We start from the raw sequence: 22,483 nt of genomic DNA, 5'->3' as shown, positions 1-22,483 counted from the left end.
CGTGCCCGTCATGACATCCCCAGCTCGTTGTCGATGAATTCGAGGAGTTCGTCCGCGCTCGCGTCGCTCAGCTGCTGCGCGGCGGTCACCTTCGGCTCGGCGGCGCGGCGGTCGTTCCAGCGCGCCAGCACCGCCTGCAGCCGGGTGGCGACCGCGCCGTGCAGCTCGTCCACACCGGCCGGGACGTCGGCCGTGGCCAGCGCCGTCTCCAGCCGTTCCAGCTCGTCCAGCAGCGACGAACTCGCGTCCGGAGCCAATCCGTCCAGCAGGTGCGCGGCCAGCGCGGCCGGTGTCGGGTAGTCGAAGACCAGCGTCGCCGGCAGCCGCAGCCCGGAGGCCGTGGCGAGCCGGTCGCGCAGCTCGACCGCGGTCAGCGAGTCGAAACCGAGCTCGCGGAACGCCCGGTTCGGGCCGACCTGCTCGACGCCGTCGGTGTGGCCCAGCACGGCCGCGGCCTCGCGCCGGATCGCGCCGGTGAGCGCGTCCTGCCGCTCGGACGCCGGAGCGCCGTCGAGCAGCCGGCTGAAAGCGGTTTCACCGCCCGTCACCGGCTCTTCGGCCGGTGCCATGGCTTTCGCCGCCTCCGGCACGCCGGTCAGCAGCGGCCGCGCCCGGCTCACCGAGAACGCCGGGGCGAACCGCGCCCAGTCGACGTCGGCCACGGTGAGCTGCGGGTCGCCGTCCGCGAGGGCCTGCCCGAGCGCGGTGATCGCCGCGTCCGGCGCGATCGCGGGCAGGCCGCGACGGCGCAGGTGCTCTTCCGGCGCGCCCTGCGCCATGCCGCCCTCGGCCCACGGGCCCCACGAGACCGCGGTGGCCGCCAGGCCCCGGGCGTGCCGCGACACGGCGAGCGCGTCGAGGCTCGCGTTGGCCGCCGCGTAGGCCGGCTGGCCGCCGCTGCCCCAGATCCCGGAGATCGAGGAGAACAGCACGAACGCGTCGAGCGGGGTGTCGCCGAGCAGCTCGTCCAGGTGCCGCGCGCCGGACACCTTCCCGGCCAGGACCTGCGCGAACAGCGCGGGCGTGACCTCGGGCAGCGGCACCGGGACGTCCAGTCCGGCGGCGTGCACGACGGCGTCCGGCGGGTACTCGGCGACCAGGCTCGCCACGGCGTCGCGGTCGGCGACGTCGCAGGCGACCACGCTCACCCGGGCTCCCAGCTCGGTGAGCCCGGCGGTCAGTTCGGCCGCACCGGGTGCGTCCGCGCCCCGGCGGCTGGTCAGGACCAGGTGCTCCGCGCCGCTCTTCGCCAGCCACAGCGCGACCCGGGCGCCGAGCGCGCCGGTACCGCCGGTGACGAGCACCGTGCCGCGCGGGGTCCAGGTGCCGGTGCCGGTGCGCGGCCGCCGTTCCAGCCGGCGGGCCAGCGTCCCGGACGGCCGGATCACGACCTGGTCCTCCCCGTCGCGGTCACCCGCGAGCACCGCGGCCAGGCGGGTCGCGGCGCGGTCGTCGAACCGCTCCGGCAGGTCGACCAGGCCGCCCCAGCGCTGCGGGTACTCCAGCGCGACGACCCGGCCGAGGCCCCAGACCTGCGCCGGTTCCGGCCGGTCGACGCCGTCGCGGGTGACGATCCACAAGGGAGCGTCGAGCCCGATTTCGGCCAGGGCCTGGACCAGCGTGACCGTGCCGGCCACCGCCGTGGGCAGCACCGGGTGGTCCGGGTGCACGCCCTCGGCGGTGCCGAGCAGCGAGAGCACCCCGGCGAAGTCGTGACCGGCGGTCGCGAGCAGCAGCTGGTCGGCGAACGCCGCATTCGGGTCGACGTCGACGCCGACGACCTTTGCGCCGTGCGTCTCCAGCGCGTCGGCCACCGAGGCGGTGCGCTCGTCACCGGGCACGCCGACGACCAGCCACGTCCCCTTCAGCACCGGCGAGGCGGTGGTCTCGAAGGGAACCCAGCGGACGCCGTAGCGCCAGGAGTCCACCTTGGACTGTTCCTGCCGGCCTTCGTGCCATTCGGACAACGCGGGCAGCGCCTCTGCCAGCGCGTGTGCGGGGAAGCCCGGCAGCGTCGACAGGTCACCCTGCCGCACGGCCGTCCAGAACTCGTCGTCCCCGGTGGACGCCTTCTCCGGAGCGGGCGCGGGCGTCGGCCAGAAGCGCGCGTGCTGGAACGGGTAGGTCGGGAGGTCGACCCGGCGCGGCGCGGTGCCGGCGAAGACGACGTCCCAGTCCGGGGCGAACCCGCGGACGTAGAGCCGCGCCAGGGCCGCGGCGAACGCGTCGGCCTCGGGCCGGTCGCCGCGCAGAGCCGGCGTCACCACCGGGTCCTCGGTCACGCCGGTGAACGACTCCGCGGCCATCGCGCTGAGCACGCCGTCCGGGCCGATCTCGGCGAACGTCGTCGCGCCGGCCGTCTCCAGGGTGCGGACGGCGTCCGCGAAGCGCACGGCCTCGCGGACCTGGCCGACCCAGTAGTCCGCGCCGAGTTCGGTGGCCGGCTCACCGGTCACTGTGGACACGAGCGGGATCCGCGGCGGCGCGTAGGTGACACGTTCGGCGACGGCCCGGAACTCGGCCAGCATCGGGTCCATCCGCGGCGAGTGGAAGGCGTGGCTGACGGTGAGCCGCCGGGTCTTGCGCCCGGTGGCCCCGAACCCGGCGGCCAGGTCGAGCACGGCCTGCTCGTCGCCGGACACGACCGTCGCTCGTGGACCGTTGACCGCGGCGATCGCGACGCCGCCGGTGAGCAGCGGGACGACCTCGTCCTCGGCCGCCTGGATCGCGACCATCGCGCCACCGGTCGGCAGGGCCTGCATCAGCCGGCCACGAGCCGCCACCAGCGCGGCCGCGTCGGCCAGGTCGAACACCCCGGCGACGTGCGCCGCGGCCAGCTCGCCGATGGAGTGCCCGGCGACGAAGCCCGGCGTCACGCCGAAGCTCTCGAGCAGCCGGTACAGCGCGACTTCGAGCGCGAACAGCGCGGGCTGGGTGTAACCGGTGTTGTCGAGCAGCGCGGCTTCGTCCGTCCCGGGCGCGGCGAACACGACCGTCCGCAGTGGACGATCCAGGTGCTGGTCGAGGTGAGCGCAGACGGCGTCGAACGCGGCCGCGAACGCGGGGTGCGCCGCGTACAGCTCCCGGCCCATCCCGGCGCGCTGCGCGCCCTGCCCGGTGAACAGGAACGCCAGCGATCCGGTGCCGACCGTGCCCTCGACGAGACCGGGTGCGGAGGTACCGGCGGCGAGTGCGGTCAGCGCGGTGAGCCGTGCCTTCTGGTCCGGCGCGACGATCATCGCGCGGTGCTCGTGCACGCCGCGCCGGGTGGCGAGAGCGTGCGCGAGGTCCAGCGGATCGACGTCGGCGACCAGTTCGGCAGCCCTGGCTCGCAGCGCCGGGGCACTGCGAGCGGACAGCACCCAGGGCAGGAGCACCGGCCGCGTCTCCGAGGCAGTGGCCTCCGGGGTTTCGGGGGCCTGTTCGAGGATGACGTGGGCATTGGTTCCGCTCATGCCGAACGACGACACCCCGGCGCGGCGCGGGCGGTCCACCGACGGCCACTCGCGGGCCTCGGTCAGCAGCTCGACGGCACCGGCGCTCCAGTCCACTTCGGACGAGGGCGCGTCGACGTGCAGTGTCTTCGGCAGCACACCGTGCTGCATCGCCTGGACCATCTTGATGATCCCGCCGACACCGGCGGCCGCCTGGGTGTGCCCGATGTTGGACTTCAACGACCCGAGCAGCAATGGCGTCTCACGGTCCTGGCCGTAGGTGGCCAGCAACGCCTGAGCCTCGATCGGGTCACCCAAGGTGGTACCGGTGCCGTGACCTTCGACCGCGTCGACGTCCGAAGTGGACAGACCGGCGCTCGTCAGCGCTTGACGGATCACACGCTGCTGCGCGGGACCGTTGGGCGCGGTCAGGCCGTTGGACGCACCGTCCTGGTTGATCGCACTCCCCCGGACGATCGCCAGAACGGGGTGGCCGTTGCGCTGCGCGTCGGACAGCCGCTCCAGCAGCAGCATGCCGACGCCTTCACCCCAGCCGGTGCCGTCGGCGGCCTCGGCGAAGGCCTTGCAGCGGCCGTCCGCCGACAACGCGCGCTGGCGGGAGAACTCGATGAACGTGCCCGGGGTGGCCATCACCAGGACACCGCCGGCCAGCGCGAGCTCACACTCGCCCTGCCGCAGCGCCTGGGCCGCGAGGTGCACCGCGACCAGCGACGACGAGCAGGCCGTGTCGACGGTCAGCGCCGGGCCTTCCAGGCCGAACGTGTAGGACAGCCGGCCGGAGACGACGCTCGCCGCGTTGCTGGTGGCGACGTACCCCTCGGTGTTCTCCGCCGCGCCGAACAGCAGCGCCGCGTAGTCCTGGCTGTTGGTGCCGGCGAACACGCCGGTCCGGCTGCCGCGGAAGGCCTCCGGCGGGATGCCCGCGCGCTCGAACGCCTCCCACGACGTCTCCAGCAGCAGCCGCTGCTGCGGGTCCATGGCGAGGGCCTCGCGCGGGCTGATCCCGAAGAACGCCGGATCGAAGTCCGCCGCGCCGCGCAGGAACCCGCCTTCCTTGGCGTAGCTCGTGCCGGGCGCTTCCTGGCTCGGGTCGTAGAGCGTGCCCAGGTCCCAGCCGCGGTCGGCGGGGAACTCGCTCACCGCGTCGACCCCGTCGGCGACCAGGTGCCAGAGGTCTTCCGGCGACCGCACGCCACCGGGGTAACGGCAGCTCATCGCCACGATGGCGATCGGGTCGTCGTCCACAGTGGACACGGTCTCGACGGTCGCGGTCGCCGTCTCGCCGACCAGGCTCGCCCGCAGGCTCGCGGCCAGCGCGGTGGTGTTCGGGTGGTCGAAGACGAGGGTCGCGGGCAGCCGGACGCCGGTCGCGGCGGTGAGCCGGTTGCGGAGTTCGACGGCGGTCAGCGAGTCGAAGCCGAGGTCCTTGAACGCCCGGCCGGGCTCGATCGCCGCGGCGCCGTCGTGCCCGAGCACCGCGGCCGCCTCGGCCCGGACCAGCGCGACGAGCGTCCGGTCCTGTTCGGCGCGGCCCAGGCCGGCCAGCCGGGTGCGGAAGCTGTCGTCGCCGGTCACCGGCCCGGCCTCGGCCGCGGCGAGGGCGGCCCGGGCCTCGGGCACCCCGTCGAGCAGCGGACGCGGACGGACCGAGGCGAACGACGGCGCGAACCGCGTCCAGTCCACATCGGCCACGACCACGGCCGGTTCCTGGTTCACAGCTTGGGAAAGCGCGGCGATCGCCGCCTCCGGACGCATCGGCGTGACACCGCGGCGACGCAGGTGCGCCGTCGCGTCACCGCGTGAGGCCATGCCGCCACCGGCCCACGGCCCCCAGGCGACGGCCGTGGCCGGCACCCCGCGGTCGCGGCGCGACTGGGCGAGCGCGTCCAGGTAGGCGTTGGCGGCGGAGTAGGCGGCCTGCCCGCCCGCGCCCCACACGCCGGAGATCGAGGAGAAGAGGACAAACGCGTCGACGTCTCCGACGAGGCTGTCCAGGTGGGCCGCCCCGAGCACCTTCGCCGACAGCACATCGGCGAACGCTTCGGTGTCCACAGTGGTCAGATCGGTCGGCAGGTCGACACCCGCGGTGTGCACCACGGCGTCCACCGGGTGTTCGGCCAGCAGCGCGGCGACGGCGTCACGGTCGGCGACGTCGCAGGCCGCGATCACCACGTCCACACCGGACTCGGCGAGTTCGTCGCGCAGCTGTGCGGCACTCGGCGCTTCGAGGCCGCGGCGGCTGGTGAGGACCAGCCGCTCGGCGCCGTTCGCGGCTGCCCAGCGGGCGACCTCCGCGCCCAGGGCGCCGGTGCCGCCGGTGACCAGGACGGTCCCGCGCGGGGTCCAGGATGCGGTGGCCGGTCGCGGGGCCCGGACGAGGCGGCGCACGTAGACGCCGGAGCCGCGGACGGCGACCTGGTCCTCGCTGCCGCCGTTGAGGATCGCGGTGAGGCGGGCGCCGGTGCGCTCGTCGAAGTCCTCGGGCAGGTCGATCAGCCCGCCCCAGCGCTGGGGCAGTTCGAGCGCGGCGACGCGGCCGAGGCCCCAGACCATTGACTGGCTGACGCTGCGCAGCCGGTCGGCCCGGCCGGTCGACACGGCGCCGCTGGTCAGCACCCACAGCGGGGCGTCGACGCCGGCCTGCACCGCGGTCAGCGCGGCCTTCAGGCTGGCCGGCATCGCGAGGTCGTCGTCCTCGGTGAGCACCGCGAGCACGCCCGCCACCTCGCCGACGTCGGCGAGCTGCGCGGCGAGGGTCTCGTCCAGGGTGATCCGGACGACGTCCGCGCCGGCCCTGGTCACGGCGTCGGCCACGGCCGGGTCGCCGTCGGAAACCAGCCAGGTGCCGGACAGCGCAGGCTCGCCGAGGTCCGTCCAGGGCTGCCAGGTCGTCCGGTAGCGCCAGCCGTCCACTGTGGACTCGGTGTGCTGCTGCCGACGCCACGCCGACAGCGCGGGAAGGACCTCGCTGAACGGCTCGTCACCGGTGAGGGCGAGGGTGCCGGTGAGGCGGCCGAGGTCGGCGTTCTCCACCGCGGTCCAGAACTCGCGCTCGGCTTCGGTCCCGGCCACGGGTGCGGCCGGGGCCGCGGCCTCGGGCCAGAAACGACGGCGCTGGAACGCGTAGGTCGGCAGCTCGACATGGCCACCACGGCCACCGGCCACGGCCGTCCAGTCCGGCGATACGCCGTGGACGTGTGCGGTCGCGACGGCCACGATGAGCGCGTCCTCCTCGGGACGGTCACCCCGCAGGACCGGGGCGAACACCCCGCCGGTCACGCAGTCCTGGGCGAGCGCGGTCAGCACGCCGTCCGGGCCCAGCTCGAGGTAGGTCGTGACCCCGGCCGCGTCCAGGGTCCGCATGCCGTCGACGAAGCGGACGGCCTCGCGCACGTGGCGGACCCAGTACTCCGGGTCGGTCACGTCGCCGGCGACGATCGGGATCCGCGGCGGGGCGAACGTCAGGGACCGGGCGACCGCACGGAACTCGTCCAGCATCGGGTCCATCAGCGGCGAGTGGAAGGCGTGGCTGACGGTGAGCCGCTTGGTCTTGCGGTCCGCGAAGTGCGCCGCCACCGCCAGCACCTCGGACTCGTCACCGGAGATGACCGTCGAGGTCGGGCCGTTCAACGCCGCGATGGTCACGCGGTCGGACAGATATCCCGCGACCTCGGCCTCGGTGGCCTGGATCGCGACCATCGCGCCGCCGGACGGCAGGGCCTGCATCAGGCGGCCTCGCGCGGCGACCAGGGTCACCGCGTCGGTCAGGGACAGCACACCGGCGACGTGGGCCGCGGCCAGCTCGCCGATCGAGTGGCCGACCAGGAAGTCCGGTCGCAGACCCCACTGCTCCAGCAGCCGGAACAGGGCGACCTCGACCGCGAACAGCGCGGCCTGGGTGTAGGCGGTCTGGTCCAGCAGAACCGAGTCCTCGAAGACGATCGTCCGGAGTGGACGGTCCAGGTGCGTGTCGAACTCCGCGCACACCGCGTCCAGGGCGTCGGCGAAGACCGGGTGGGCCGCGTACAGCTCACGGCCCATCCCGACGCGCTGGCTGCCCTGGCCGGTGAACAGGAACGCCAGCCGGCCGCCGGACGCCGTGCCGGTCACCGTCGAGACCCCGGCCTCGCCGCGGCCGAGAGCGCCGAGGGCGGCGCGCAGCTCGTCCCGGCCGGTGGCCAGGAGCGCGGCGCGGGCCGGCAGCGCGGCCCGGGTGGTCGCCGTCGCGGCGGCCAGCTCGGCCGGCGCGACCTGCGGAGCGGCGTCCCAGTGTGCGAGCAACCGGCGGGCCTGCGCCCTGACGGCCTCGGTGTCGGTACCCGACACCAGCAACGGCACCCGGCCGACCGGCTGCGACTCCGGCGTGAAGTCCGGCGCCTGCTCGATCACGGCGTGCGCGTTGGTGCCGCTCATGCCGAACGACGACACCGCCGCGCGTCGCGGCCGGTCGACCGACGGCCAGTCGTGTGCCTCGGTCAGCAGCGAGACCGCACCCGCAGTCCAGTCCACGTGCGGGGACGGCTCGTCGACGTGCAGGGTCTTCGGGAGCACCCCGTGCTGCATCGCCTGGACCATCTTGATGATCCCGCCGACACCCGCGGCCGCCTGGGTGTGGCCGATGTTCGACTTCAGCGACCCCAGGAACAAGGGCTCGGACCGGTCCTGCCCGTAGGTCGCGAGCACCGCCTGGGCCTCGATCGGGTCGCCGAGCACCGTGCCGGTGCCGTGCGCCTCGACGGCGTCGACGTCCGAAGCAGCCAGGCCGGCGTTGGCCAGTGCCTGCCGGATGACACGCTGCTGGGCCGGGCCGCTGGGGGCGGTGAGGCCGTTGGACGCGCCGTCCTGGTTGATCGCCGTGCCGCGGACCAGGGCGAGGACCGGGTGACCGTGGCGGCGCGCGTCGGACAGCCGCTCCAGCAGCAGCATCCCGGCACCCTCGCCCCAGCCCGTGCCGTCGGCGGCCGCGGCGAACGCCTTGCAGCGGCCGTCCGGGGCGAGGCCGCGCTGGCGCGAGAACTCGACGAACGTGCCCGGGGTGGCCATCACCAGCGCGCCGCCGGCCAGAGCCAGCGAGCACTCGCCGTTGCGCAGGGCCTGCGCCGCGAGGTGCAGCGCGACCAGCGAAGACGAGCACGCGGTGTCCACCGTGACGGCCGGGCCTTCCAGCCCGAAGGTGTAGGCGAGCCGGCCCGAGACGACGCTGGCGGAGTTACCGGTCGCGACGTGCCCCTCGGCGCCCTGCGGCGCGGCCATCAGCAGCGCCGCGTAGTCCTGGCTGTTGGTGCCGGCGAAGACGCCGACCTCGGTGCCGCGCACCGACTTCGGGTCGATCCCGGCGCGTTCGAACGCCTCCCAGGTGATCTCCAGCAGCAGCCGCTGCTGCGGGTCCATGCCGAGCGCTTCCCTCGGCGAAATACCGAAGAAACCGGCGTCGAACTCGGCCACGTCGTGCAGGAAGCCGCCTTCGCGGGCGTAGGACGTGCCTTCGCTCTCGGGGTCCGGGTCGTACAGCGCGTCGAGGTCCCAGCCGCGGTCGCCGGGCATCTCGGACACGGCGTCACGGCCCTGCGCCACCAGCCGCCAGAGGTCCTCCGGCGAGCGGACGCCTCCAGGGTACCGGCAGCTCATGGCCACGATCACGATCGGGTCGTCGGCGTCGCGCACGGTGCTGACCGCGGCCCGCGCGACGACCTCGCCGCCGAGCAGCTGCGTCGCGAGGTGCGTGGCGAGCACGGACGGCGTCGGGTGGTCGAACACGAGCGTCGCGGGCAGGCGCAGGCCGGTCGCGGTGCCCAGGGCGTTGCGCAGCTCGACCGCGGTGAGCGAGTCGAAACCCAGCTCGCGGAAGGCTTTCCCGGGTTCGACCTCGCTGACGCCGGAGTGGCCGAGCACCGCGGCCGCGTGCGTGCGCACCAGGTCCAGCAGCACCCGCTCGCGCTCGGCGACGGCCAGTCCGGCCAGCTGCCGGGCGAACTCGGACGTCTCGGCGGTCTCTTCGTCACCGGCCAGTGCGGCGGCGACCTCGGGGATAGTGTCGAGCAGCGGACGCGAGCGGGCCGCGGCGAACGACGGCGCGAACCGCGCCCAGTCGACGTCGGCCACGACCAGCGCGGTTTCGCCCGCGCCGACGGCGTTGGCCAGCGCGCGGACGGCGAGCGTCGCGGACATCGGCTCAAGACCGCGGCGGCGCAGCTGGTCGGCGGCGTCACCGCGCGAGGCCATGCCGCCGCCGTCCCACGGGCCCCACGAGACGGCGGTCGCGGTCAGGCCGCGGTCGCGGCGGGACTGCGCCAGCGCGTCGAGGTAGGCGTTGGCGGCGGAGTACGCGCCCTGACCGCCGGAACCCCAGGTCCCGGAGATCGAGGCGAACAGGACGAACGCGTCGAGCGCGGTCTCGCCGAGCACGGCGTCGAGGTTCGCCGCCCCGGCGACCTTGGCCGCCAGGACGTCGGCGAACTCGGCGGTGTCGCCGTCGGCCAGTGGTGTCGGGCGGTCGACCCCGGCCGCGTGCACCACGGCGTCCACCGGGTACTCGGCGATCAAGGCGGCCACGGCGTCGCGGTCGGTGACGTCACAGGCGGCGATCACGACGTCGACGCCGAGCTCGTCACGCAGGGCTTCGGCACCCGGCGCGGCGAGCCCGGAACGGCTGGTCAGGACGAGCCGCTCGGCGCCGTTTTCCGCGGCCCAGCGGGCGACCTGCGCCCCCAGGGCGCCAGTGCCGCCGGTGACGAGCACGGTGCCCCGCGGCGTCCAGACGTCCTTTGCGGACTTCTCGGCGCGGACGAGACGGCGGACGTGGACCCCCGAGCCGCGGACGGCGACCTGGTCCTCGGCGCCGGCCAGCACCCCGGCGAGGCGGGCACCGGCCCGCTCGTCGAGCACCTCCGGCAGGTCGACGAGCCCACCCCAGCGCTGCGGCAGCTCGAGGCCGGCCACCCGGCCCAGGCCCCACGCGGCGGCCTGACCGGCGGCACGGACGCGGTCGGCGCGCCCGGTGGAGACGGCGCCTTCGGTCGCCACCCACAGCGGCGCGGCGACGTCGGCGTCACCCAGCGCCCGCAGCACGTCGAGCAGCTGCGCGGACGCGGTGGCCGGGTCGTCGGCCGTGACCAGCGAAAGCACGCCGGTGATCTCGCGTTCCCAGACGGCACCGGCGATCTCGACGGCCAGCGCCTCGCGGGCCGCGGGCTCGACGACGACGGTGTCCGCGCCGTAGCGGGTCAGCACCCCGGACAGCGGGTGGCCGGCGGGGGCCAGCAGCAGCCAGGTGCCGGACAGCACCGGCGCGGGCAGGTCGGTCAGCGGCTGCCAGGTGATCCGGTACCGCCAGGAGTCCACAGTGGACGTCTCCTGGCCGGACCGGCGCCAGCTCGCCAGCGCGGGCAGCAGCGTCTCGGCGTCGTGCTCGGTGATGGCCAGGGTCTCGGCGAGCGCGGTGACGTCGTCGGCCTCGACGACGCTCCAGAACTCGGCGTCACCCGAAGTGGCCTCGAAACCGTTCGGCAGCTCGACTTCCGGCCAGTAGCGGCGGTTCTGGAAAGCGTAGGTGGGCAGGTCGATCCGGCGGGCGCCGGCCAGGACGGTGGCCCAGTCCGGGGCGTGACCGCGGACGTGCGCCTGGCCGAGGGCGTGGGCGAACGCCTGCTCCTCGGGACGGCCGCCCCGCAGCACGGGGGCGAAGACGGCGTCGGCGACGCAGTCCTGGCCCATCGCGGACAGCACGCCGTCCGGGCCCAGCTCGACGTACGTCGTGACGCCGGCCGCCTCCAGGGCGCGCATGGCGTCGGCGAACCGGACGGCCTCGCGGACGTGCCGCACCCAGTACCCGGGATCGGTGACGTCACCGGCGAGGATCGGGATCTTCGGCTCGGCGTAGGTCAGGGTTTCGGCGATCGCGCGGAACTCGTCGAGCATCGGGTCCATCAGCGGCGAGTGGAACGCGTGGCTCACCATGAGCCGCTTGGTCTTGCGGTCGGCGAACCGCGCCGCGACGGCCAGCACCGCGTCCTCGTCGCCGGAGACCACAGTGGACATCGGGCCGTTGAGCGCGGCGATGCTCACGCGCTCGGTCAGGTGCGGGGTGACCTCGTCCTCGGTCGCTTGGATCGCGACCATCGCCCCGCCCGAGGGCAGCGCCTGCATGAGACGGCCGCGCGCGGCTACCAGGGTCACCGCGTCCGCCAGCGACAGGACCCCGGCGACGTGCGCCGCGGCCAGCTCGCCGACCGAGTGTCCGGCAAGGAAGTCGGGACGGAGACCGTAGTGCTCCACCAGGCGGAACAGGGCGACCTCGAGCGCGAACAGCGCGGCCTGGGTGTAGGCCGTTTGGTCCAGCAGCCCGGAGTCTTCGAAGAGGACAGTCCGCAGTGGACGGTCCAGGTGCGTGTCGAACTCCGCGCAGACCGCGTCCAGCGCGTCGGCGAAGACCGGGTGCGCCGCGTACAGCTCACGGCCCATCCCGGCCCGCTGGCTGCCCTGGCCGGTGAACAGGAACGCCAGCCGGCCTTCCCCGGCGACGCCGGTGAGGGCCGACGGCTCGCCCGCGGCCAGCGCGGCGAGCCCGGCCAGCAGGGTCTCACGATCGGTGCCGAGCACGGCCGCGCGGTGCGGCTGCCGGGACCGGGTCGTGGCCAGCGAATACGCGACGTCGGCGGGCTCCCAGCCGTCGGTGTCCAGGTGGGTCAGCAGCCGGGCCGCCTGCTCGCGCAGGGCCTCGGCGGTGTGCGCGGACAGCGTCCACGGCGCCATCGGCACGGTGACCACAGGCGCCTGGTCGGCCGGCGGCGCCTCCTCCAGCACCACGTGCGCGTTGGTGCCGCTCATGCCGAACGACGACACGGCGGCGCGGCGCGCACGGCCCACCTCGGGCCACGGGCGGGCCTCGGTGACCAGCTCGACCGCGCCGGCCGTCCAGTCCACCTGGGACGACGGCGCGTCGACGTGCAGGGTCTTCGGCACCGTGCCGTGCCGCATCGCCAGGATCATCTTCATCATCCCGGCGACACCGGCGGCGGCCTGGGTGTGCCCGATGTTCGACTTCAGCGAGCCCAGCAGCAGCGGCTCGCCGTCGCGGTCACGGCCGTAGGTGGCGAGCACGGCCTGCGCTTCGATCGGGTCGCCCAACGTGGTGCCGGTGCCGTGCGCCTCGACGACGTCGACGTCCGAAGTGGACAGACCGGCCGCGGCGAGAGCCTGGCGGATCACGCGTTGCTGCGCCGGGCCGTTGGGCGCGGTCAGGCCGTTGGACGCGCCGTCGGAGTTGATCGCCGAGCCCCGCAGCACCGCGAGGACGGGGTGGCCGTTGCGGCGGGCGTCGGAAAGCCGTTCCAGCAAGAGCATTCCGGCGCCCTCACCCCAGCCGGTGCCGTCGGCCGCGTCGGCGAACGCCTTGCAGCGGCCGTCCGCGGCGAGGCCTCGCTGGCGCGAGAACTCGATGAACGTGCCGGGGGTGGCCATCACCAGGGCACCGCCGGCCAGGGCGAGCGAGCACTCGCCGGCCCGCAGCGCCTGCGCGGCCCAGTGCACCGCGACCAGCGAAGACGAGCACGCGGTGTCGATCGTCGCGGCCGGGCCCTCCAGCCCGAAGGTGTAGGCGAGCCGGCCGGACACGACGCTCGCGGCGTTGCCGGTGGCGACGTAGCCCTCGGCGTCCTGCCGCGCGACCATCAGCAGGGTCGCGTAGTCCTGGCTGTTCGAGCCGACGAACACGCCGGTCCGGCTGCCGCGCAGGGCCTCCGCCGGGATGCCGGCCCGTTCGAACGCCTCCCACGACGTCTCCAGCAGCAGCCGCTGCTGCGGGTCCATCGAAAGCGCTTCACGCGGGCTGATGCCGAAGAACGCCGGGTCGAAGTCGCCCGCGTCGTGCAGGAACCCGCCGGTGCGGGCGTAGGACGTGCCCGGGTGGGCGGGGTCCGGGTGGTAGAGCGCGCCGAGGTCCCAGCCGCGGTCGGCGGGGAACTCGGTGACCGCGTCGCCGCCGGAAGCGACCAGGTCCCAGAGGTCTTCCGGGCTGCGCACGCCACCGGGCAGGCGGCAGCTCATCGCGACGACGACGATCGGGTCGTCGTTCACTACCGCGACCGGCGTCTCGGTTCCACTGTGGACGGTGCCGAACAGCTCGCCGTCGAGCATCCGGGCCAGCGCCTCGGAGTTCGGGTGATCGAAGGCCAGCGACGCGGGCAGCCGGAGGCCGGTCGCGGTGGCCAGGCGGGTGCGCAGGTCGACCGCCGTGAGCGAGTCGAAGCCGAGGTCGCGGAACGCGCGGGCGGGCGGCACGGCGGCCGGGGCGTCCGGGCCGGTGTGGCCGAGCGCGAGCGCGGCCTCGGCGCGGACGACGTCCAGCAGCGCACGCTGCCGTTCGGCGGCGGCCAGCGGCGCCAGCCGGGCGACCAGCGCCGGCCGGTCCCCGGCGGCCGGGGCCGTGTCCAGGGCGCGGACCTCGGGCAGGTCGGCGATCAGCGGCCGCGGCCGGGCCAGCTGGTAGCCCGGCGCGAACCGGGCCCAGTCGACGTCGGCGACCACAACGGCGGTGTCGCCGCAGGTCAAGGCGGTGACGGCGAGTTCGGGGGCGAGCGCCGGAAGTCCGCGACGGCGGAGGTCGGCCTCGGCGTCGGCGCCGACCATGCCGCCTTCGGCCCACGGGCCCCAGGCGATCGCGGTCGCGGTGACACCCCGGGCGCGGCGCTGCTCGGCGAGCGCGTCGAGGTAGGCGTTGGCGGCGGCGTAGGCGGCCTGGCCGCCACTCCCCCACACGCCCGCGATGGACGAGAACAGCACGAACGCGTCGAGTTCGGTGTCCCACAGCAGTTCGTCGAGGTTCGCCGCGCCGGCGACCTTGGCCTCGACGACGGCGGCGAGCCCGTCCCGCGTCAGGTCGGCGAGCCGGGCCGGGTCGCCCGCGCCGGCCGCGTGCACGACGGCGTTGACCGGGTGCTCGGCCAGCAGCGCGGCGAGGGCGTCGCGGTCGGCGACGTCGCAGGCCGCGACGACCACGTCCACACCGGACTCGGCGAGTTCGTCACGCAGCTCGGCCGCGCCCGGCGCGTCCAAGCCGCGACGGCTGGTGAGCACCAGCCGCTCGACGCCCTCGGCGGCGAGGTGGCGGGCGACGTGGGCGCCGAGCGCGCCGGTGCCGCCGGTGATGAGCACGGTCCCGCGCGGGGTCCAGTCGGTGGTGGCGGGGGCGGCGTGCGCGAGGCGGCGGCCGAAGACACCGGTGGCGCGGATCGCGACCTGGTCCTCGGTCCCGTCGGCCAGCACCCGGGCGAACCGGGTGGCGGCGCGCTCGTCCAGCGTGGTGTCCAGGTCGATCAGGCCGCCGCCGTGCTGCGGGTACTCCAGGCCGACGACGCGGCCGAAACCCCAGGTCATCGCCTGGGTGGCGCTGCGCGGCCGATCGGCGCGGCCGGTGCCGACCGCGCCCGAGGTGACCAGCCACAGCGGGGCGGCGACCTCGTGGGCGGCCAGGGTCTGGACCAGGTCCAGCGTCGCGGCGAGGCCGTCCCGCTCGTCGAGCGAGAGCAGGGAGACGATCCCGGTGACCGGGCCTTCGAGCGCTTCCGCGGTCAGCGGCTCGACCTCGGCGCCGTGCGCGGTGAGGGCGGTGGTGACGCCAAGAGCGTCGGGCCCGGCCAGCAGCCAGCGGCCGGACAGCTCCGGGGTCGTGTCCGACGGCACCGGCAGCCAGTCGACGCGGTAACGCCAGGAGTCCACAGTGGACCTCTCCTGGCCGCGGCGACGGTAGCCGGCGAGGGCGGGCAGGACGTCGGCGAGCGAGCCGGCGGGCAGGTTGAGGGTCGCGGCGAGCGCGTCCGCGTCCCCGGTTTCGACGGCCTGCCAGAACCCGGCGTCCTCGGTGGCCGCGGTCTGCAAGGCGGCGGGCTCGGGCCAGAACGTCGTGTGCTCGAACGGGTAGGTGGGCAGGTCGATCCGGCGGACGTCGGAGCCCGCGAACAGACCGGTCCAGTCGATCTTCGCGCCGTGCGCGTACGCCGTGGCCAGCGCGGTCGCGACGGTGTCGCGCTCCGGGCGGCCGGACCGCAGCAGCGGCGCGAACGTGCCCTCGGCGACGCAGTCCTGGCCCATCGCGGACAGCACGCCGTCCGGGCCCAGCTCCAGGAACGTCGTGACGCCGCGGTCGGCCAGGGTCCTCATGCCGTCGGCGAACCGGACGGCGTCGCGGACGTGCCGCACCCAGTACTCCGGGTCGGTGACGTCCCCGGCGACGATCGGGATCCGCGGCGGGGCGAACGTCAGGGACCGGGCGACCGCACGAAACTCGTCGAGCATCGGGTCCATCAGCGGCGAGTGGAACGCGTGGCTCACGGTCAGCCGCTTGGTCTTGCGGTCCTTGAACTCGGCGACGAGCGCCAGCACGGCGTCCTCGTCGCCGGAGACGACCGTCGCGTTCGGACCGTTGAGCGCGGCGATGCTCACGCGCTCGGTCAGGTGCGGAGTGACTTCGTCTTCGGTCGCCTGGATCGCGACCATCGCGCCACCCGACGGCAGGGCCCGCATCAAGCGCCCCCGAGCGGCGACCAGCGTCACCGCGTCGGCCAGCGACAGGACCCCGGCGACGTGCGCCGCGGCCAGCTCGCCGATCGAGTGCCCGGCCAGGAAGTCCGGCCGCAGGCCCCAGGACTCGACCAGCCGGAACAGCGCGACCTCGACCGCGAACAACGCGGCCTGGGTGTACGCGGTCTGGTCCAGCAGGTCGGAGTCGTCGAACAAGATCCTCTGCAATGGACGGTCGAGGTGGGTGTCGAACTCCGCGCACACCGCGTCCAAGGCGTCCGCGAACACCGGGTGGGCTTCGTACAGCTCACGGCCCATCCCGGCCCGCTGGCTGCCCTGACCGGTGAACAGGAACGCCAGCCCGCCGCCCGCTTCACCACGGACGAGGGCGGCGTCGGAGCGGTCCTCGGCCAGCGCGCGCAAGCCGCGCTCGACGTCCTCGGCGGTCTCGCCGGTGACGACAGCGCGGTGTTCGAGCGCCGCCCGAGAGGTGGCCAGGGAAAACGCGAGGTCGCCGAGATCGGCGTCAACGGTCAGCGCCGCGGCCTGTGCCCGAAGCGCTTCCGGCGTGCGGGCGGACAGCACGACCGGGGCCAGCGACGGCTGCGCACCTCGTTCCGGAGAGGGCTCAGTGGCCGGGGCCTGCTCGATGATCGTGTGGGCGTTGGTGCCGCCGACGCCGAACGACGACACGCCGGCGCGGCGCGGACGTCCGGTCTCGGGCCAGGCCCGCGCCTCGGTCAGCAGCTCGACCGCGCCGGACGCCCAGTCCACGTGCGGGGACGGCTCGTCGACGTGCAGCGTGCGCGGCAGGACGCCGTGCCGCATCGCGAGGACGGCCTTGATCACGCCGCCGACGCCGGCGGCGGCCTGGGTGTGCCCGATGTTCGACTTCAGCGAGCCCAGCCACAGCGGTTCGCCGTCGCGGTCGCGGCCGTAGGTGGCCAGCAGGGCTTGCGCCTCGATCGGGTCGCCGAGCACGGTGCCGGTGCCATGCGCCTCCACGGTGTCCACATCGGACGTCGTGAGCCCGGCCGCGCCGAGCGCCTGGCGGATCACGTTCTGCTGGGCCGGGCCGTTGGGCGCGGTGAGACCGTTGGACGTGCCGTCGGAGTTGACCGCGCTGCCGGCGACGAGCGCGAGCACCGGGTGGCCGTTGCGCTGTGCGTCGGAAAGCCGTTCCAGCAGCAGGAGTCCGGCGCCCTCGCCCCAGCCGGTGCCGTCGGCCGCGGCGGCGAAGGACTTGCAGCGGCCGTCGGCGGCGAGGCCGCGCTGGCGGGAGAACTCGGCGAACGCGGTCGGCGTCGTCATCACCGTGACACCGCCCGCGAGAGCCAGTTCGCACTCGCCGTTGCGCAGGGCCTGAGCGGCCAGGTGCAGCGCGACCAGCGACGAGGAGCACGCCGTGTCGACGGTCAGCGCGGGTCCTTCAAGGCCGAACGTGTAGGCCAGCCGGCCGGACACGACGGCGGCGGCGTTGCCGGTGGCGAGGTAGCCCTCACCGGCGTCGCCGGAGCGCATCAGCAGGGCCGCGTAGTCCTGGCCGTTCGAGCCGACGAACACGCCGGACCGGCTGCCGCGCACCGAACGCGGGTTGATGCCCGCGCGCTCGAACGCCTCCCACGCGGTCTCCAGCAGCACCCGCTGCTGCGGGTCCATGGCCAGCGCTTCCCGCGGCGAGATGCCGAAGAAGGCCGCGTCGAACCCGCCGACCGCGGGCAGGAACCCGCCCTCGCGGGTGTAGCTGGTGCCCGGGTTGTCCGGGTCGGGGTCGTACAGCGCATCGAGGTCCCAGCCGCGGTCGGCCGGGAACGGGCCGATGCCGTCGACGCCGCCCTCGACCAGGCGCCAGAGGTCCTCGGGCGAGGTGACACCGCCGGGGTACCGGCAGCTCATCGCCACGATCGCGATCGGGTCGTCCACAGTGGACGTCGTAACCACGGTGGCCACGGGCGCGTCACCAATCAGCTCCGCGTGCAGGTGCGCGGCGAGCAGCTCCGGCGTCGGCCGGTCGAACACCAGCGACGCGGGCAGGTTCAGCCCGGTCTCGGTGGCCAGGAGGTCACGCAGCTCGACCGCGGTGAGCGAGTCGAACCCGAGGTCGGCCAGCGGCCGGTCGTCACGCACGTCGGCCACCGAGGTGAACCCGAGCACGGCGGCAACCCCGGCGCGGACGATCCCGGCGAGCACCTCGAGAGCGTCCTTTTCGGACGGTTGCGCGGCGAGCCGGGCGCGAAGTTCGGCACCCGCGCCGGACTCGGTGCGGGCGGGCCCGCCGGTCAGCGCGGCGACCGCCTCGGGCAGCTCGGCGAGCAACGGACGCGGGCGGGCCGCGGCGAACCCGGGCGCGAAGGACGCCCAGGTCACGTCGGCGACGGTCACTGTGGTCTCGTCACCGTCGAGCGCGCCGGCCAGCGCGGCGAGGGCCGGTTCGGCAGCCATCGGCGGCAGGCCGCGGCGGCGCAGCTGCTGCTCACCGTCACCCTCGACCATGCCGCCCCCGGCCCACGGGCCCCAGGCGATCGCGGTCGCGGCCAGCCCGCGCGAACGGCGCTGCTCGGCCAGGGCGTCCAGGTGAGCGTTCGCCGCCGCGTAGGCGGCCTGACCGCCACTGCCCCAGACCCCGGCGATGGAGGAGAACAGGACGAAGGCGTCAACCTCGCCGACCAGTTCGTCGAGGTGGGTCGCGCCGAGCACCTTGGCGCGTACCAGCTCCGCGAACCCGGCGAGGGAAGTCTCGTGCAGCGGCGCCGATCCGGTCGCGCCGGCGGCGTGGAACACCGACGTCACCGGGTGTTCGGCGAGCAGCGCGGCCAGGGCGTCACGGTCGGCGACGTCGCAGGCCGCGACGACGACGTCCACGCCGAGCGCGGTGAGTTCGTCACGCAGCTCGGCCGCGCCCGGGGCATCGAGGCCGCGGCGGCCGGTCAGCACCAGGCGTTCCGCGCCGGTGACGGCGAGGCGGCGGGCGACCTGCGCGCCCAGCGCGCCGGTGCCGCCGGTGATCAGCACGGTGCCGCGCGGGGCCCAGGAGCGCACCGGCGTCGCCGGGGCCCGGACCAGGCGGCGGGTGAAAACTCCGCTGGCGCGCACGGCGACCTGGTCCTCACCGGCGTCGGCGAGCACCGCGGCCAGCCGGGCGCCGGCGCGGGCGTCCAGCTCGGCCGGGAGGTCGACGAGCCCGCCCCAGCGGCCGGGCTCCTCCAGGCCGAGCACCCGGCCCAGGCCCCAGACCTGCGCCTGGACCGGGGAGACGGGCCGGTCGGCGCGGCCGGTGGCGACCGCGCCGGAGGTGGCGAGCCACAGCGGCGTGGTCGCGCCGAGGGCCTGGATCAGCTCGATTGTGCTGGTCAGCCCCGTGGTGAGGCCGGGGTGCGCGGAGTCGGGGGTCTCGTCGAGGGCGAGCAGGGAGAGCACGCCGGTGAACGACTCATCGGGAAGCTCGCTTGCGTCGGCGATCCAGCGGACCCGCGCGCCGTGCGCGGCCAGGGCCTCGACGACGGCGTCACCGTGTGCCTCCGGCGCACCGACGACCAGCCAAGTGCCGGACAGCTCGGCGGCCGCGATCGACTGGGGCGTCCAGGAGATCCGGTACCGCCAGCCATCCACAGTGGATTCTTCGCGGCGGCGGTCGCGCCAGGAGGCCAGTGCGGGCAGGACGTCCCCCAGCGACGACGCCAGATCCGTGTTGCCCGGGTCGAGCGTGGCGGCGAGCGCGGCCGGGTCGCCGGTTTCGACGGCCTGCCAGAACCCGGCGTCCTCGGCGGTGGTGGCCGGCGCCGAACCGCTCGGCTCGATCCAGTAGTGCTCCCGCTGGAACGGGTAGGTCGGCAGCTCGACGCGCCGGGTGCCCTCGAACAGCACCGGCCAGTTCACGGCGACGCCGTGCACGTGGACGGCGGCGAGTGCGGCCAGCGCCGAGCCGGGCTCCGGGCGGCCGGCCCGCAGCACGGCGGCGAACACCGCGTCCGGGCCGGCGGACTCGCGCCCGAGCGCGGACAGCACGCCGTCCGGGCCCAGCTCGAGGAACGTCGTGACGCCCTTCGCGGTCAGCGTGCGCATGCCGTCGGCGAACCGGACGGCCTGGCGGACGTGCCGCACCCAGTACTCCGGGTCGGCCAGCTCGGCCGCGGTGGCCGGGGCGCCGGTGACGTTCGAGACGATCGGGATGACCGGCGCGCGGTACGTCAGGCTCGCCGCGACGGCGCGGAACTCGTCCAGCATGCCGTCCATGCGGGGCGAGTGGAACGCGTGGCTCACGGTCAGGCGCTTGGTCTTGCGATCGGCAAACTGCTCCGCGACCGCGAGGACGGCGTCTTCGTCACCGGAGACGACGATCGCCTCGGGACCGTTGACCGCCGCGATGCTCACCCGGCCGGTCAGGTGCGGGGTGACCTCGTCTTCGGTCGCCTGGATCGCGACCATCGCGCCACCGGACGGCAGCGCCTGCATCAGGCGGCCACGCGCGGCGACCAGGGTCACCGCGTCAGCGAGGGACCAGACCCCGGCGACGTGCGCGGCGGCCAGCTCGCCGATCGAGTGGCCGACCAGGAAGTCCGGTGTGACGCCGAAGTGCGCCAGCAGGCGGAACAGCGCCACCTCGAGGGTGAACAGCGCGGCCTGGGTGTACTCGGTCCGGTCCAGCAGACCGGTCTCGTCGAACAAGATCGTCTTGAGTGGACGGTCCAAGCAGGACTCGAACGCGGCGCAGATCTCGTCGACCGCGGACGCGAACTCCGGGAACGCGGTGTACAGCTCGCGCCCGGCGCCGGCCCGCTGGCTGCCCTGACCGGTGAAGAGGAACGCCAGGCGGCCGCGCACGGCCGTGACCCCGCGGACCAGGCCCGGCGCGGGGGTGTCGGCCGCCAGCGCCGTGAGGCCGGTGAGCAGCGCGTCCCGGTCGTCGGCGAGCAGGACGGCGCGGTGCTCCAAGGACGAGCGACCGGCGGCGGCCGAGAACGCCACGTCCGCGAGCCGCAGCTCGGGACGGGCGGTCAGGTGGGTGACGAAGTCCCCGGCGAGCGCGCGCAGGGCCTCCGCGCTGCGGGCGGACACCAGCACCGGCAGTGGCGACGGCAGGGCGCGCGGCGGGAGGACAACGACGTCTTCTGTGTCTTCGGCGACCGGTTCCGGCGGAGCTTCCTCGAGGATGGCGTGCGCGTTGGTGCCGCTGATCCCGAAGCCGGACACCGCGGCGCGGCGAGGACGTCCGGTCTCCGGCCAGTCGCGTTCCTCGGTGAGCAGCTCGACCTCGCCCGAGGCCCAGTCGACGTGCGGGGTCGGCTCGTCGACGTGCAGGGTGCGCGGCATCTTCGCGTGCCGCAGCGCTTCGACCAGCTTGATCACACCGCCGACACCCGCCGCGGCCTGGGCGTGGCCCAGGTTCGACTTCAGCGAACCGAGCCACAGCGGCAGGCCCGGCTCGCGCTCCTGGCCGTACGTGGCGAGCAGCGCCTGGGCCTCGATCGGGTCGCCCAGTTTCGTGCCGGTGCCGTGCGCCTCGAGCAGGTCGACGTGCGCGGCGGACAGCCGCGCGTTGGCCAGCGCCTGGCGGATGACCCGGCGCTGGGACGGGCCGTGCGGGGCGGTCAGGCCGTTGGACGCGCCGTCGGAGTTGACCGCGGTGCCGCGCACGACGGCGAGGACGTCGTGGCCGTTGCGGCGGGCGTCGGAAAGCCGTTCCAGCAGGATGATTCCGGCGCCCTCGGCCCAGCCTGTGCCGTCGGCCGCGCCGGCGAACGCCTTGCAGCGCCCGTCCGGAGAAAGCCCTTGCTGGCTGTCGAAGGCGACGAACGTGCCCTGGTGCGCCATCACGGTCACGCCGCCGGCCAGCGCCATCGAGCACTCGCCGGTGCGCAGCGCGTGCACCGCCAAGTGCAGTGACACCAGCGAAGACGAGCACGCGGTGTCCACTGTGACCGCCGGGCCTTCCAGCCCGAAGGTGTAGGCCAGGCGCCCGGAGACGACGCTGGTCGCGTTGCCGGTGAGCAGGTGCCCCGCGAGACCCGCCAGCTCCGCACCGCTGCCCGCGCCGTACTGCGAGGACGCGGCGCCGATGAAAACGCCGGTGTCCGAGCCGCGGACGGCGTCCGCCGGGATGCCCGCCCGCTCGAACACCTCCCAGGCGACCTCGAGCAGGACCCGCTGCTGCGGGTCGACGGCCAGCGCCTCTCGCGGGCTGATGCCGAAGAACCCGGCGTCGAACTTCGGTGCGTCGTAGAGGAAACCGCCCTGCGGGACCCGTCCTCCGGGGCCGGGCTCGAGCTGCCAGCCGCGGTCGCCGGGGAAGTCCGAGATCGCGTCACCGCCGGTCGTGACCAGCTCCCACAGGTCCTCCGGGCTGCGCACGCCGCCCGGGAAACGGCAGCTCATCGCGACGACGGCGATCGGCTCGGTGTCCCGCTCCTCGACGTCGCGCAGCTGCCGGCGGGCGGTGCGCAGGTCGGCCGTGAGCCGCTTCAAGTACTCGAGGTACTTGCTTTCGTCAGGCATTCGAAGTCACCTCGGGGACG

General features: G+C 74.8%; 1 protein-coding gene. It reads right to left on the bottom strand.

Translation table 11 applies throughout. From position 1 onward, the window contains the following. Positions 1-8: 8 nt before the first annotated feature. Positions 9-22,463, bottom strand: coding sequence for a type I polyketide synthase (locus tag ACIOD2_RS24025; RefSeq protein WP_400541878.1), 22,455 nt, complete (start codon positions 22,461-22,463; stop codon positions 9-11). Between the last annotated feature and the right edge of the window lie 20 nt (positions 22,464-22,483).

The sequence above is a fragment of the Amycolatopsis sp. NPDC088138 genome (genome assembly GCF_044741685.1).
Taxonomy (GTDB): domain Bacteria; phylum Actinomycetota; class Actinomycetes; order Mycobacteriales; family Pseudonocardiaceae; genus Amycolatopsis.
Note: the sequence above shows the minus strand (reverse complement) of the source record. Positions and strands in the feature narration are given on the sequence as shown.

Excerpts from the sequence above, each read along its gene's own strand:
- ACIOD2_RS24025 (WP_400541878.1), bottom strand. The coding sequence starts at position 22,463 with ATGCCTGACGAAAGCAAGTACCTCGAGTACTTGAAGCGGCTCACGGCC.